General features: G+C 42.5%; 11 protein-coding genes. 3 read left to right on the forward strand and 8 right to left on the reverse strand.

Features of this window, described 5'->3' with window-relative positions; genetic code table 11:
- The first annotated feature begins 95 nt into the window (after positions 1 to 95).
- On the forward strand, positions 96 to 1,205 hold the full coding sequence (locus tag AC59JO_RS04925) for a carboxypeptidase-like regulatory domain-containing protein (RefSeq protein WP_497303778.1): 1,110 nt from the start codon (positions 96 to 98) through the stop codon (positions 1,203 to 1,205).
- Positions 1,206 to 1,353: 148 nt separating this feature from the next.
- Here the strand turns inward: AC59JO_RS04925 and AC59JO_RS04930 are convergent, their stop codons facing one another.
- A complete protein-coding gene (locus tag AC59JO_RS04930) occupies positions 1,354 to 3,888 on the reverse strand; it encodes an ATP-dependent Clp protease ATP-binding subunit (RefSeq protein WP_413669461.1) in 2,535 nt (844 codons plus the stop codon).
- Between the two features lie 523 nt (positions 3,889 to 4,411).
- Between AC59JO_RS04930 and ettA the strand changes: the two genes are divergently transcribed.
- A complete protein-coding gene (ettA, locus tag AC59JO_RS04935; RefSeq protein ID WP_497303780.1) occupies positions 4,412 to 6,094 on the forward strand; it encodes an energy-dependent translational throttle protein EttA in 1,683 nt (560 codons plus the stop codon).
- A gap of 89 nt (positions 6,095 to 6,183) precedes the next feature.
- Positions 6,184 to 6,600: an SMI1/KNR4 family protein gene (locus AC59JO_RS04940; RefSeq protein WP_497303782.1), complete on the forward strand. Its 417-nt coding sequence runs from the start codon at positions 6,184 to 6,186 to the stop codon at positions 6,598 to 6,600.
- 109 nt (positions 6,601 to 6,709) lie between these two features.
- Here the strand turns inward: AC59JO_RS04940 and AC59JO_RS04945 are convergent, their stop codons facing one another.
- The 7 genes from AC59JO_RS04945 to AC59JO_RS04975 all read right to left on the reverse strand — a co-directional run bounded on the left by AC59JO_RS04945 (position 6,710) and on the right by AC59JO_RS04975 (position 15,514).
- Positions 6,710 to 7,519, reverse strand: a complete 810-nt coding sequence (locus AC59JO_RS04945; protein WP_497303784.1) for an SDR family oxidoreductase — start codon at positions 7,517 to 7,519, stop codon at positions 6,710 to 6,712.
- 325 nt (positions 7,520 to 7,844) lie between these two features.
- On the reverse strand, positions 7,845 to 9,167 hold the full coding sequence (locus tag AC59JO_RS04950; protein ID WP_497303786.1) for an MFS transporter: 1,323 nt from the start codon (positions 9,165 to 9,167) through the stop codon (positions 7,845 to 7,847).
- A gap of 167 nt (positions 9,168 to 9,334) precedes the next feature.
- Positions 9,335 to 10,717 carry a M20/M25/M40 family metallo-hydrolase gene (locus tag AC59JO_RS04955; protein WP_413669467.1) on the reverse strand — a complete coding sequence of 461 codons (1,383 nt, stop codon included), beginning with the start codon at positions 10,715 to 10,717 and terminating at the stop codon, positions 9,335 to 9,337.
- A gap of 256 nt (positions 10,718 to 10,973) precedes the next feature.
- The gene (gene recG / locus AC59JO_RS04960; protein WP_497303788.1) at positions 10,974 to 13,073 is read right to left on the reverse strand and encodes an ATP-dependent DNA helicase RecG; all 2,100 of its coding nucleotides are present in this window, start codon (positions 13,071 to 13,073) and stop codon (positions 10,974 to 10,976) included.
- Positions 13,074 to 13,502: 429 nt separating this feature from the next.
- Positions 13,503 to 13,880, reverse strand: a complete 378-nt coding sequence (locus AC59JO_RS04965) for a RidA family protein (protein ID WP_091217590.1) — start codon at positions 13,878 to 13,880, stop codon at positions 13,503 to 13,505.
- Complete coding sequence (locus AC59JO_RS04970; RefSeq protein WP_162997005.1) at positions 13,877 to 14,020, reverse strand: DUF6728 family protein; 144 nt, start codon at positions 14,018 to 14,020, stop codon at positions 13,877 to 13,879. The genes AC59JO_RS04965 and AC59JO_RS04970 overlap by 4 nt, the downstream gene beginning before the upstream one ends.
- Positions 14,021 to 14,158: 138 nt before the next feature.
- Positions 14,159 to 15,514, reverse strand: a complete 1,356-nt coding sequence (locus tag AC59JO_RS04975; RefSeq protein WP_413669469.1) for an OmpA family protein — start codon at positions 15,512 to 15,514, stop codon at positions 14,159 to 14,161.
- Between the last annotated feature and the right edge of the window lie 21 nt (positions 15,515 to 15,535).

The following is a 15,535-nucleotide window of genomic DNA, read 5'->3' on the forward strand; positions in this document are numbered from 1 at the left end:
TCTCCGAGAGACCCTGAGGGAAGGTTGGATCATACTTTCTGAAGATTTTTTATGCAGCCACATTGGAAAACTAATATTTTAGTTTAAATTTAACTATGCGTAAGTCCTTGTTGTTTTTATTGTTACTATTACCCATAGGTAGTTTGGCCCAGGTAAAAATTACCGGAAAGGTAATTAACATGACCGATACCAAACCCGTACCCAATGCCAGCGTATTTTTAAATAACGCCCAAGTGGGCAACAAGACAGCCGATGATGGCACGTTTACACTAAGCAATGTGAAGCCTGGTAAATATGATTTTATCATATCTATAGTAGGTTATGAAACTTACACCTATAGCCTGCAGGCCGGCAATGTAAATATCGACCTCGGTACAATCAGCATTATTCCTAAAACCTTTCAACTTAATGAGGTAAAGATCAGGCCCGATCCTAACCGCGAAAGATACTACGCTATTTTCAGGCAACAGTTCCTAGGTAGTTCTGAAAACGCTGCCCAGTGTAAAATACTGAATTCGGATGTGCTGGATTTTGACTACGATGATGTTACCCGGATTCTAAAGGCCACATCTCATGATTTTATGGAGATTGAAAATAAAGCACTAGGTTATCACATCAGGTATAAAGTAACCAACTTTAATTACAATCCTGCAAAGGCAATGTTATATTATGAGGGGATGTCGACCTTCGAAGATCTGAAAGGCTCCGAAAAACAAAAACGTAAATGGCACAAGCAACGGCAATTAGCTTATCTCGGTTCAAATATGCATTTCTACCGGGCGGCTATCAAGGATAGTCTTACAAGCGAAAACTTTGTGGTGATGCGCCTGATCCGTAAACCCAACCCTAATTACAAAGGCGGACCGAATAATAAATACCTTCAAAGTCTGATCAACAAGCCGCTGGACAGGGCCGACTTTTTCAAACTGACAGATCAGGAAGGCTTATTTGCCATAGGCTATACAGACTGCCTGTATATCATGTATACGAAAAAAGGGCAGGATCCATCAAGTAGTGTTGTCCAGGCCTTTAATATGCCTAACAACGCCACCACCATCGTTTCCTTTGATGAACCCACCGTCTTTTTCGACAATAACGGTATAGTTGTAAATCCGCATGCTGTTGTTTATGAAGGCGACTGGGGCATAAGCCGCGTTGCCGAAATGCTGCCGGTTGATTATGAACCGGTGGTGGAGAAGAAGTAAGGTCTGAACTCGAATTAAACGAATTAAGGGAATTTGCTTTGCATTCTACCCATTCATTTAATTCAAAAAATTCGAGTTCTGACAAAAACAAAAGCCCCGTTCCGAAAAATCGAAACGGGGCTTTAATATTATTTACAGTACCGCAAAATTACTTTTGCTCTTCCTGCTCAGGTTTTTTGCTTTCGCCTTTTCTGTCGGTGATTTTGATCTCTTTGGTCTCGGTATCAAAATCAACTACCATCACATCTCCTTCGGCTAATTCGCCTTTAAGGATTTCCTCGGCAATTGGGTCTTCCAGGTATTTCTGGATAGCACGTTTAAGCGGTCTTGCACCAAACTGCGAATCGTAACCTTTATCGGCAATGAAATCTTTAGCTGCTTCGGTAAGCTCAATTTTGAAACCTAAGCCATTTACACGGCTAAACAGGTAAGCAAGCTCGATATCGATGATCTTGAAGATCTCTTCTTTACCTAATGAGTTAAATACGATAACATCATCAATACGGTTCAGGAACTCAGGTGCAAAAGCACGTTTCAGGGCGTTTTCGATAACACCGCGCGAGTGACTTTCGGCCTGTAAAGTTTTAGCGTTGGTGCTGAAACCTACACCCTGACCAAAGTCTTTCAACTGGCGGGCACCGATGTTTGATGTCATAATGATGATAGTGTTCCTGAAATCAACCTTACGGCCTAATGAATCGGTAAGCTGACCTTCATCCAATACCTGTAAAAGAATATTGAATACATCAGGGTGAGCTTTTTCGATCTCATCCAATAAAACCACCGCATATGGCTTACGACGAACTTTTTCAGTTAACTGACCACCTTCTTCATAACCTACGTAGCCCGGAGGCGCACCTACTAAACGAGATACAGCGAATTTCTCCATGTACTCGCTCATGTCAATCTGGATTAGGGCATCTTCAGTGTCAAACATAAAGCGGGCAAGCTCTTTGGCAAGCTCGGTTTTACCAACACCTGTAGGGCCTAAGAAAATGAATGAACCAATTGGTTTTTTAGGGTCTTTCAAACCGGCACGGGTACGTTGTATAGCACGGGTTAGCTTTTTGATCGCATCATCCTGACCAATGATCTTGCTGGCAACGGTATCGCTCATGTGCAACAGTTTCTGACTGTCGGCCTGGCCAACACGTTGTACCGGGATACCGGTCATCATTGATACTACTTCAGCAACATTATCTTCGGTTACAGTGTAACGTTTTGATTTTGTTTCGGCTTCCCAAACAGCTTTTGCCTGATCAAGCTCCACTAACAAATTCTTTTCGGTATCACGTAACTGTGCAGCTTCCTCGTATTTTTGACTGCGAACAACTTTGTTTTTCTCAATCTTGATCTGCTCTATCTTTTGCTCAATATCCAAAATGTTTTGAGGCACGTGGATATTGGTTAAGTGAACACGTGAACCAGCTTCGTCAAGCGCGTCGATAGCCTTGTCCGGTAAAAACCTGTCGGTAATATAACGGGTGGTTAAGTTAACGCAAGCATTAATAGCTTCAGGAGTATAAGTAACACCGTGGTGTTCTTCATATTTATCCTTAATGCGGTTCAAAATCTCAATAGTTTCAGTCGGCGTAGCCGGTTCAACCATTACCTTTTGGAAACGACGGTCCAAGGCACCATCTTTTTCAATATACTGGCGGTATTCATCTAAGGTAGTTGCGCCAATGCATTGTATCTCTCCCCTCGCCAAAGCTGGTTTAAACATATTTGATGCATCAAGCGAACCTGAAGCACCACCAGCGCCTACTATAGTATGGATCTCGTCAATAAATAAAATTACATCAGGTGATTTTTCCAATTCGTTCATTACCGCTTTCATACGCTCTTCAAACTGGCCACGGTATTTGGTACCGGCAACCAATGAGGCTAAATCAAGTGTAACTACACGCTTATTGAACAATACACGTGATACTTTGCGCTGAACAATGCGTAACGCAAGACCTTCGGCAATGGCCGATTTACCTACACCCGGCTCACCTATTAATATAGGGTTGTTCTTTTTACGGCGCGATAGAATTTGTGATACCCTTTCGATCTCTTTTTCACGACCAACAATAGGATCAAGCTTACCATCTTCGGCGGCGCGGGTTAAATCGCGGCCAAAGTTATCAAGCACCGGTGTTTTTGATTTAATGTCAGATACTTTTTTAGGCTGACTAAATGACTCTTCTTCTTTAAAGTCGTCATCGCCACCTGTAGGTGATCCCGGCATTTCGTCAGTAACGTCGTTTTTATGCGATTCAACTTCGCCTTTAAATACCTCGTAGTTCACATTGAACTGTACCAGGATCTGTGAGGCAATGTTGTCCTCATCGCGAAGGATAGACAACAGCAGGTGCTCTGTACCAATCACATCGCTTTTAAATATTTTGGCTTCCAGATAAGTTATCTTCAATACCTTCTCGGCCTGTTTTGTTAACGGGATGCTGCCGATATGTACGTTTGTTCCAATAGTTCCCTTTACTGCATCCTCAACGGCGCGGCGAAGTTTTGCGGTATCAACGTTCAATCCCTTCAGCAATTTAATTGCTACACCATCCCCATCGCGGATAAGCCCAAGCAAAAGATGTTCAGTACCTATATAGTCATGCCCAAGACGTAATGCCTCTTCCCTGCTATATTGAATAACATCCTTTACCCTCGGCGAAAATTTAGCTTCCATATATACCTTTCTAATTATTGAACGCCCTAATGTATAAATTATGTTTTTACAAATTACGACGCCTGTTTACTTTCATCAACAATATTGCCAACATTTAGAGCTTTGCAGAAACAGACATTGTAATGATACGCAATGTATCAAAGTTTGGCATCAATCAACAGTTTTTATCTGAAAAGCCCGCTAACAAGCATTTTTTTTACAATATACGAACGAAACTTACCTGTTTGATATAAATATCCTAAAAAAGTTTAAACAAATTTCAAATATTTAATAACATTTCCACCTTTTAAGGCATTTCGTCATAAACATGACAATTAGGCATTAGCCTGTAATTATCGTCATATAACTATATACGGCTAACACATTATGATGGTTGTGTATCTTCGTTTAAGGTTCAATTAAATTTAAATTAACATTATAACTCCAAAATCAGTTTAAAATTACTACTCCTAATCAATTAATCTGAGGCTTCCTTTTCAGCTATTTTAGCCATATTTGAATTTCTATTTATCGATCAATTATAATGGCAGACGAAAAGATAATTTTTTCAATGGCAGGGGTTAGCAAAGTTTATCCCCCGCAAAAAACAGTATTAAAAAACATATACCTGTCGTTTTTTTACGGCGCTAAAATTGGCGTTATCGGCTTAAATGGTTCCGGTAAATCGTCGTTGCTGAAGATCATTGCAGGTATTGATAAAACCAATATAGGCGAGGTTGTTTTTTCGCCGGGCTATACCGTAGGCTACCTGAGCCAGGAACCGGAGCTTGATCCGGAAAAAACTGTGCGTGAAATAGTTGAAGAGGGTGTTGCCGAAACCACCGCCTTACTGAAAGAGTACGAAGAGATCAACGAGAAATTCGGTCTTCCGGAGTATTATGAGGATGCCGACGCCATGGAAAAACTCATGAACCGCCAGGGCGAATTGCAGGACAAAATTGATGCTGTAAATGCATGGGAACTGGATAGCAAACTGGAACGCGCAATGGATGCCCTTCGTTGCCCTGAGCCGGATACCCAAATTTCGGTATTATCAGGTGGCGAGCGTCGCCGTGTGGCTTTATGCCGTCTGTTATTAAAGGAACCAGACGTGCTATTACTCGATGAGCCTACCAACCACTTAGACGCTGAATCTATTGATTGGCTGGAGCAACATTTACAACAATATAAAGGAACAGTTATAGCAGTAACGCACGACAGGTATTTCCTTGACAACGTTGCCGGCTGGATTCTCGAGCTCGACCGTGGAGAAGGTATCCCATGGAAAGGAAATTATTCCTCATGGCTCGATCAGAAAGCCAAGCGTTTGGCGCAGGAAGAAAAGAGCGAGAGCAAGCGCCAGAAAACTTTGGAGCGCGAGCTGGAGTGGGTACGCATGGGCCCGAAAGGCCGTCACGCCAAATCAAAAGCCCGTTTAGGCAATTACGAAAAACTGGCATCCGAAGAAACCAAAGAACGCGAAGAAAAACTGGAGCTGTTTATTCCGCCGGGCCCGCGTTTAGGTAATGTAGTTATTGAAGCCAATGGCGTAAGCAAATCATATGGCGATAAATTATTGTTCGACAACCTGAGCTTTTCATTGCCTCCTGCAGGTATAGTTGGTATCATCGGCCCTAACGGTGCGGGTAAAACTACCTTGTTCCGTTTAATCACAGGACAAGATCAACCAGATGCCGGTACTTTCCGAGTAGGTGAAACTGTAGCCCTGGGTTATGTTGACCAGATGCATGACGACCTTGACCCTAACAAATCTGTTTGGGAAAACGTAACCGGCGGTTTGGAAACTATTATGGTAGGTAACCGTCCGTTAAATTCAAGGGCATACGTATCTAAATTTAACTTTAACGGTGCCGATCAGCAGAAAAAAGTGGGCGTACTATCGGGTGGTGAACGTAACCGTGTTCACTTATCCATCACCCTCAAAAAAGGATCAAACGTACTGCTGCTGGATGAGCCTACCAACGATATCGACGTAAATACCTTACGTGCTTTGGAAGAAGCCCTGGAAAACTTTGGCGGCTGTGCCGTAGTGATCAGCCACGACCGCTGGTTCCTCGACCGGATCTGTACCCACATCCTGGCCTTTGAAGGCAACTCACAGGTTTACTTTTTTGAGGGTAACTATTCTGATTACGAAGAAAACAGAAAGAAACGTTTGGGCGACGTCGCTCCGAAAAGGATCAAGTATAAGAAGTTGACGGCGTAAAAGCCTCTAAAGGCCGTATCCAAAAACAAGTGATGCGGCCTTTGTTTTTATAGTTTAACCGAGTTCCTTTAACACCCGATCTAAATAAAATGGAAAAGCTCGAATACCTATTGAATAAATACGAGTTTGAACGGAGGCCAAAACCTTTGGAACAGGGTATTCTAAATGCCCTTCCTTTTCAACTACCCGAAGACTATAAATATTACCTTGAAAATTACGAATCATTTGCGGAATTTATTGGTGAAAATTTTGTGCGCCTCTGGCCAGGCGAAGAACTTGCAGAAGCAAATGATGGTTATGAATTTCCTGAATACAGGCCCGGTATATTAGGCATTGGCACCAATGGCGGAGGCGAATTCGTTGGTATCCAATTTAGAAAAGATGGAACCCATCATATTATTCTTTCAGATTTTCTTAATGACGAAGAAAAGTACTTTATTGAAGTCGGCACATCTTTTTTAGATATGCTTATTCGATTGGATAATGGTAGAAATTGGTTTGAGTAAACCATAAAACAATCTGCCATGGGTTTAGCATAGCAGTGAAAAAAGCAAAGGGACATTCTTCATTGTAGAATGTCCCCTTTATATATTATACAAGCGCGTAATCAGGTCACTATTTTATACCGTAATGGTCATTCATCAATTTCTCAAACAAACCGCCTGGCAAAATGGCTTTAAGGGTAGGCACGATGGTTTGACCAACCTGTCCAACCAAATAACGGTGTTTAGGACTTGATGAAGCTACTATCGAAACCAGCTTTTTAGCCAATGATTCTGGGCTTGGGGCGATGCTTTCGTCTTTTTCCATAGCGGCAACGGCTGCATTATATTCGGTTTCCAGTTTATCGTTTTTGATAGGGAATTTAACTTTCGCGCGGTTCTGGCTAAAGTCTGATTTAAAGTCGCCTGGGTTAAGCAAGGTTACTTTAACACCAGTGTTGCGCAGTTCCATTCTTAAACTTTGCGAATAACCTTCAATAGCATATTTTGAGGCGCTATACATGCCCTGGTATGGCAAACCGAATAAACCGGCCAATGAACTGATGTTAACGATCAATCCCTGGCCTTTCTCGATCATACCAGGCAATACAGCCGAGCTAACACGGATCACGCCAAAAAAGTTGACTTCAAACTGCTGCTTGGCACTTTCAACTGGCATAGCATATGCCGGACCGGTTACGCCGTTACCCGCGTTGTTCACCAATACATCAATTTTTCCCTCGGCTTTAATAATGGTATCAATAGCTACCTTTACCGAAGCATCGTCGGTAACATCAAGCTGAACAGGTTTAAATGATACGGATTTCATACGGTCGAGATTACGCGACGAACCGTAAACCGTATGGCCTGCTGCCTGTAAGGCATTGGCACAAGCCAGGCCGATACCAGAAGATGCTCCTGTTACTAATATTACCTTTTTCATTGTTGTAAGGGTGAGTTGTTTTGTTTGATTGTTTATTGGTTTGCTTGTGCCGTTTTTCGGCAGCGTAAAGATGTGAATTTATATCCCAGCAAAACAAGGGGATAGGTTAAAAATAATGTTGGCTACATGAAAAATTCACTAAAGGAGAAAGAACCAATAAAAATTGTCATTTCGAAACGAGGAACGAGTGAGAAATCTTGTACGCCCTATTAAGCCGACAAGCAAGGCCGCTTTGCCACGCGTACAAGATTTCTCTTTCGCCCCGGCGCGCTATCCCTGCCCCGCTCTATCGAAATGACACTTTTTGAGTTTGCTTTTATTACTCTTACCCTTCTTTTATCCCCTCCTCGCCCGGAGCATGAATTTCCCGCAGTGACAATGGAATTAACTTTTTAGTTTTCAAATATGTAACTCCAACGATAAGCATGGTCATACTACCACCAAAAATTACCGATGGAACAGTACCCAGCAGTTGTGCGGCAGTGCCCGATTCAAAAGCACCGATTTCATTTGAAGAACCGATAAACATCTGGTTAACCGCCGATACCCTGCCACGCATATGATCGGGCGTTAAAAGCTGCATCAACGTACCGCGGATAATCACACTGATACTATCAAAGGCACCTTCAGTAAAAATGAATAACAGCGACAAATAAAAATTAGTGGATAAACCAAAACATAAAATTGACAAGCCAAAGCCGGTTACGGCAATAAGCAGGTTACGCCACGGCTTGCCCATTGGCGAAAAACGCGTCATCACCAGCATGGTCAGCACCGCTCCCAATGACGACATAGCCCTCATGATGCCCAATCCCTCAGCACCTACCTTCAATATCTCGTTGGCAAAAACCGGCAGCAAAGCAACTGCACCACCAAAAAATACCGAAAACAAATCGAGACTCATAGCGCCTATCATCATCTTATTGCTGAATACAAAATTGATACCTTCTGAAAGACTTTTCCAGATACTTTCTTTAGGAACATATTGTGCCGGATATTTTCTGAGCATAAAAACCAGCACTAATGATACCAACAGCAAAAACAGGATACAGCCAAAAACGGCGGTAATGCCTGTTAAACCGGGTACTATCTTATCGGCATAACCATATATCAGACCACCTGCGGCCGGACCCAAAATAGAGGCTACCTGCCAGCTGCTGCTACTCCAGGTACTACCATTAGGGTATAATTCTTTAGGGATACTGTTAGCATAAATGGTAAAAGTAGCCGGGCCATAAAAAGCGCGGGCCACACCATTACAAAATATCATGGAGTACATGATAGGCACTATCCATGCTGCATGAATAATATTGCTCATGCTTTTGAGCGTAACAGTAAACATAACCAGCGATGTCAGTAAAACGCCGCTAAAGATGAGCAAAAGCATTTTTCGCTTTTCAGACTTATCGGCGATATATCCGCCGTACAAAGCAATACCAATAGCCGGAATAGCCTCGCACAGGCCAATGTAGCCAAGCGCTATTTTACTATGGGTGATGCTGTAAATATAAAAGCCGAGGACTACGGCCTGCATGGAATATGCAAAGGTGAAACAAAAACGCATGCCTATGTAAGATCTGAAATCTTTATAACGCAATGCTGCAAAGGAGTCTACTTTCCGGGGTTTACTATCGCCTTCTTCGGTCACTATTTATTATTTTTTAGATGTGCCGCAAAGGTAGTAAAAAAAGAACCTTGATTAATAGGATTAGAGGATTGCCATGAGACGAAGACTTACGAAGTTTTAAAAACTTCGTAAGTCTGGGTTCGACGGTAACTGAGTATCATAGCCATCCTTTAATCCTAAAATCACGATTACAACCCGTGCTGATCTATCAAATAAATTAATGCTGCCATGCCTGCCGCGCCAAGTTCAAGCTCGCGTTTGTTTACGTTTTCAAAAACGTCTTTAGCGGTGTGGTGCAAGTCGAAATAACGTTGCGAATCCGGGCGGAAGCCGATCAGCACTACGCCCGGCAAGGCTTCCTTCATCGGTTCTATATCGGTACCGGCACCGCCAATGGTCAACTTGTCAACATCGTAAGGTTCCAGTATTGATTTAAAGTTATCGTTAACTTTTTTAATAAAATCTTTTGATACATCAGCAAAGCTGAATCCGCGTGGCGTAAAGCCGCCTTCATCTGTTTCAATTGCTGCGATGTGCTGCTCCTTGTTTTGAGCAGCCAGTTCGGCATATTTGGTGCCGCCTTTATGGCCGTTCTCTTCGTTCATGAAAAGCACCGCACGTACCGAATTTTTAGGTTTGTATCCAACCGTTTTAAAAATCCTCAATACTTCAACAGACTGCATTACACCTGTCCCGTCATCATGTGCGCCTTCGGCCAAATCCCATGAATCAAGGTGGCCGCCAACGGTGATAAACTTGTTGGGATTTTCAGAACCGGTTATCTCGCCAATTACGTTGTATGATTTTACATCGGGCAACAGCTCACAGTTTTGTTTAAAGTAGAATTTAGCAGCCGGGAATTTTCTTAGCTTAAGCATAGCACTCAGCTTATTGGCCGCTTTTGTAGAGATAGCCGCTGCCGGAATGATTTTGCTGCCAGGAGTAGCCAGTGTAGCGCCTGTATGCGGGTAATCGTCAATAATTTCGGTAAGGGAACGTACTATTGCACCAATCGCGCCAAGTTTGGCTGCTACAGCAGGCCCCATAAAACGCTGATCGCCGGCATTGCCGTAGGCTGCCCCCGTTTCAATAAAGCGAGGGTCAAAGGCGCGGTTAAAGAAAACGATCTTTCCTTTTACCACATTTTCGCCAAGGCTTTCCAGTTCCTTGATACTTTTAACTTCTATAACATTGGCAGTGATACCGGCTTTTGGTGTAGCTATGCTCATGCCCAGGGCAACAATAGGCACCGGGATGCGGGTTTTGCCATCAATAATGGCAGCTTCTTCTTTTGCTCCGCGAACCCAGTGCGGCACCATCACCTCCTGCAAATAAACCTTATCAAAGCCATAGTCTCCCATCAGCTTTTTGCTCCAGTCAACAGCTTTTTGCGCATTGGCCGAACCGCTGATCCGTTGGCCTATATTTTTACACAGGTAATGCAGATTTTCATAACATTGGCCGTTAACCAATGCTTCATCGTACATTTTTCGGATAGTTAAGGAATCCTGTGCTTTTACCTGAATACACAGCAACGCAGCAGCAGAAAATAGTAAGGAAAATTTCTTCATATATAAATAGTAAGATCAGTTTTAACAAATGTACTATTTGAGGGGCAAAGGGCGAAGGACGGCGAAGCTTATTATTGAAGAAATTGGCGGTGATCCCGTTCTGTAGACAGTATTTCATAATAGACATATCTAAAAAATGTCATTGCGAGCGCAGCGTGGCAATCGCATGCTATTACAGGGCGGATTTGCTTCTGTGCGATTGCTTCCTACCACGCAATGACATGCGGCTTGGGGTTATCAGTTTTATTTAAAGCCGCTACGATATCTTATCCCAGCTCAACCCGGCATTCTTTACTTCAAAGGCATGATGCAAAATCTGGTTTTCGGGATGGGCCAGTTGCGGGTCTTTTTCAAATATGGTTTCAACACACTTGCGCACCTTAAAAAGCAGCTCCTGATCGGTAGCCAGGTTAGCCAGCTTCAAATCAACCACACCACTTTGCTGGGTGCCTTCAATATTGCCGGGGCCACGCAATTGCAGATCGATCTCTGAAATTTCAAATCCATTATTGGTTTTCACCATAGTATCCAGACGAATCTTGCCATCATTACTCAGTTTATGACTGCTCATCAAAATACAATAGGATTGCTCGGCCCCCCGCCCTACCCTGCCCCTTAATTGGTGCAGTTGCGACAGGCCAAAGCGTTCGGCATTTTCGATAATCATTACAGAGGCATTGGGTACATTCACGCCTACTTCTATTACAGTAGTGGCTACCATGATCTGCGTTTCATGCTTGATAAAACGCTGCATTTCAAAATCTTTATCGGCAGGTTTCATTTTACCATGCACAATACTCAGGCGGTAATCAGGCAGCGGAAACTCGCGCGACATGGCTTCAATACCATCCTCCAGGTTTTTAAGGTCGAGCTTTTCACTTTCCTGTATCAGCGGATATACCACGTAGATCTGCCTGCCCAATGCTATTTCCTGTTTCATAAAACCAAACATGCGCAAACGCTGGTTTTCATAAAAATGAACAGTTTTGATAGGCTTACGCCCGGCCGGCAACTGGTCAATTACTGATACATCAAGGTCTCCATATAACGTCATAGCCAGCGTACGCGGGATAGGAGTAGCCGTCATTACTAAGATATGCGGCGGGACAATATTTTTACGCCATAGTTTTGAACGTTGCTCAACACCAAAACGGTGCTGCTCATCAATCACCACAAAACCAAGGTTTTTAAACTGCACTTTATCCTCAATGAGGGCATGTGTACCAACCAGTATCTTCAGATCACCATCTTCAAGTTTCTGGTGTAAAATCTTGCGTTCTTTTTGCTTGGTTGAACCTGTTAACAAAGCTACCTCAATAAAATCATCACCAACCAGGCTTTTAATTGTTTGATAATGCTGGGTAGCTAAAATCTCGGTAGGCGCCATAATACAGGTTTGAAAACCGTTATCAATAGCTATCAGCATGCTCATCAACGCCACCACAGTTTTACCGCTTCCCACATCACCCTGCAACAGGCGGTTCATTTGTATACCGCGCTGTGTATCCTGCCGAATCTCCTTCAATACCCGCTTCTGCGGATCGGTAAGGGTAAAAGGCAGCTTGTTATGATAAAACTCATTGAAATAATGCCCCACCTTATCAAACACATTTCCCTTAAACTTTTGGGTATGCAGTAGTTTATTCTTAAGCAATTTAAGCTGAAGGAAAAACAGCTCTTCAAACTTCAGGCGGATCAATGCCTCATTAAGCAACGTAGCATCGCCCGGGAAATGAATGTTCCGGTAAGCATCGGCCCGGTTAAGCAACTTAAACTGGTTGATGACATATAAAGGCAGGTTTTCGCGGATATCTTTAGCATGCAGATCAAGCAACACTGCAGTAAGCTTTTGAATCCCTTTAGTATCCAGCGAAAACTGCTTAAGTTTTTCTGTAGAGTTATAAACAGGTTGTAAGGAAAGATTACCCTGCTTTTGAGCCCCCGGCACATACAGTTCCATTTCGGGATGCGCCATCTGGGGCATCATGTTAAAAAAGCCGGGCTTGCCAAACAGTATATAAACCTTACCGGGGATGATGGTCTTCTCTATCCAGTTAATACCTTTAAACCATACCAGCTCAATAATGCCAGTATCATCTTTGGCCTTTACCACCAGGCGCCGGCTTTGTTTTTCACCTACAATTTCTTTGCTTACAATACGGGCCAGTACCTGTACATAAGGTAGCTCCTCCCGTATTTCCCTTACCTTGTAAAAGCGGGTACGATCAATATACCTGAACGGGAAATGGCGCAGCAAGTCTTCGAATGTATGCAGCTCGAGCTCCTTCTTCAAAACTTCGGCCCTTGACTGGCCTACACCTTTCAAATATACAAGTGGCGTTTGAAAAGGGTTCATTGATTCTAGCGGTTTAAATCTCTACCTGTGGCAGCCGGGAGAATTATAGTGTATGCTGTTTTTAAAATGATAATAGTTGCCTGAGCTCGAATTTATCGAATTAAAGAATTTACAGGATACCAAGCTATTCTTATAAATCCAGCAATCCATTCAATTCCTGCTCAGATTCTTCAAAATCCGAAATCGAACATCCGAATTCCGAAATTATAATTGTGGCGTTGCCTGCGGCCGGGCTATCCGCTCATACGCCTGCAGGCCTTAGGCTCAGGCCGGTATCCGCTCCTATCACTAACGCATTTATCTGAATCAGAAATTGACAGGATTCAGGAATTAATAGAATGCTAAAGTAATCCAATAAACCTCTAAATCCTGTAAATTCCAGTTCAGAAAAAATTCGAAATCGAAAATCCGAATTCCAAAATCAAAATATTATTTAACTGCAATAACCGAGATCTCCACATTCACTCCTTTAGGTAAAGCGGATACCTGGATAGTTTCGCGGGCCGGAAAATCGGCAGTAAAATAGGTGCCGTATACTTCATTAACCTGTACAAAATTTTGCAGATCGGTTAAGAAGATACTTGTTTTTACTATGTTATCGAAACCTAAACCGGCTTCGGTTAAAATAGCTTTGATATTCTCCATCACTTGTGTAGCCTCAGCTTTGATGTCGCTGCTAATAAGTTCGCCGCTTAGCGGATCGATGGGGATCTGGCCCGAAACAAATAAAAAACCACCAGCTAAAGTAGCCTGGCTATATGGCCCTATTGGGGCAGGTGCATTGTTGGTATTGATGATTGTTTTCATTTTTTAAGTATAAATACCTGTACCAGTTTCCAGATGATCCCGGCCAGGAACATAATAATAGCCAGTGCATTTATAAAATGCATCACCCTCAAATTAAAATTATCGGGGCGGTTCGGATCTTTTTTCCTGAAGAAATACATTACACAAACTTACATAAAATTTCGCCGCTGTAAACCCATACTTATTATATAAGGTACAACTATAAAACACAAAACCTTATAAAAACAAAGAAGGCTCCGGGTTATCCGGAGCCTTCGCAAATAATATTTAATCAGATATTATTTCTTTTTGAATTGAACACGACGGTTAAGTACGCGACCTTCTTCAGTTGAGTTGTCAGCAATTGGGTTAGTTTCACCGTAACCTTTTACTTTTACTTTCTTAGCATCAACACCAGAGTTAACTAAGTAAGTTTTTACTGAGTTAGCACGGTCTTTAGATAAAGATAAGTTGTGAGCAGCAGTACCTTCAGATGAAGCGAAACCGTCAACTTCAATAGCTGAACCAGATGAACGTAAGTCAGCTGAAGTAGCATCTAACACAGGGTAAGATGAAGTACGTAATACTGAGCTATCAAATTCAAACTGGATGTTTGAGTAAGCAGCAGCAGCTGGAGCAGCAGCAACAGTATCTTTAGGGAATACGATAACGCAACCAGAACCATCAACTACGCTACCTGCAGCAGTACCTGGGCATTTGTCAAACTGATCAGCAACACCGTCACCGTCAGAGTCTTTTTTCAGGTCGTTAACAGCAGTTTCAACGTTTGCAACACGGCCTTTTAAAGCTTCAACTTCCTGACGTAAAGCTGCATCATACAGTTCGTCATACATCATAGCTACCGGGTTAACCCACTCTAATACTGGTTTTGATTTTGAACCTAAAGTAAAGGCTAAACCAGCATAAGCATATGAGTAGTGGTCTTTAGTTGGATAAGATTTGTTGTAACCGTCAAAGTTATCAGCATCAACATAAGTTTGAGTATAACCCAAATCTAATGCTACCGCATCGCTTAAACGGAACTTAACACCAGCACCAACTGGAACAACAAACTCTTTTACATAGTGGCTGCCACTAGATGTTGGGTTATGGAAATGAAATTCATCAGCACCTACCCTGGTTACTTTTGGATCATAAAAAGCCATACCGGCACCACCTTTTAAGTAGAAGTTAACTGCGTTTTTACGACGGATGAAATCGATGGTAGCAACGTTAACTACAGCACTTAAGCTTGCTTGCCAAAAGCGGGTGTCATAAGATACGTAATCGCCTGTTGCAGTAGGAGCAGGGTCATTTTTACCTTTAACTTTACCGCCAGTAACATCTAATTGTAAAGCGAAAGAATGTGCTAACTGCTCTTTTAAATAAATACCGTAGCCATAGCTAACAGAATGAGAGTTAAAATCATTGTTACGGCCACCGGTAGCAATAACTGGTGAAGTAACACCACCATTGATACCAATGCTAAATTTCCTGTACTGACCTAAACCACCAAATACCTTAGCGGTTTGGGTTTCAGATGACGTTGTAGTTGCTGTTGTTTTGGTTGAATCGGTCTGCGCTTGAGACAAACCAGCAACCATCAAAGAAGCAAATGACAATGCGACTGTTTTCTTTAATGTAGAATAATTCATAGTTTTTAAGATTAAACGATT

This window comes from Mucilaginibacter sp. A5337 (assembly GCF_059690695.1).

Bases quoted from the DNA above. Each gene is read 5' to 3' on its own strand.
- ettA (WP_497303780.1), top strand. From the start codon at position 4,412: ATGGCAGACGAAAAGATAATTTTTTCAATGGCAGGGGTTAGCAAAGTT.
- AC59JO_RS04925 (WP_497303778.1), top strand. From the start codon at position 96: ATGCGTAAGTCCTTGTTGTTTTTATTGTTACTATTACCCATAGGTAGT.
- AC59JO_RS04970 (WP_162997005.1), bottom strand. From the start codon at position 14,020: ATGTATTTCTTCAGGAAAAAAGATCCGAACCGCCCCGATAATTTTAAT.
- AC59JO_RS04955 (WP_413669467.1), bottom strand. From the start codon at position 10,717: ATGAAGAAATTTTCCTTACTATTTTCTGCTGCTGCGTTGCTGTGTATT.
- AC59JO_RS04940 (WP_497303782.1), top strand. From the start codon at position 6,184: ATGGAAAAGCTCGAATACCTATTGAATAAATACGAGTTTGAACGGAGG.
- AC59JO_RS04930 (WP_413669461.1), bottom strand. From the start codon at position 3,888: ATGGAAGCTAAATTTTCGCCGAGGGTAAAGGATGTTATTCAATATAGC.
- recG (WP_497303788.1), bottom strand. From the start codon at position 13,073: ATGAACCCTTTTCAAACGCCACTTGTATATTTGAAAGGTGTAGGCCAG.
- AC59JO_RS04965 (WP_091217590.1), bottom strand. From the start codon at position 13,880: ATGAAAACAATCATCAATACCAACAATGCACCTGCCCCAATAGGGCCA.
- AC59JO_RS04945 (WP_497303784.1), bottom strand. From the start codon at position 7,519: ATGAAAAAGGTAATATTAGTAACAGGAGCATCTTCTGGTATCGGCCTG.
- AC59JO_RS04975 (WP_413669469.1), bottom strand. From the start codon at position 15,514: ATGAATTATTCTACATTAAAGAAAACAGTCGCATTGTCATTTGCTTCT.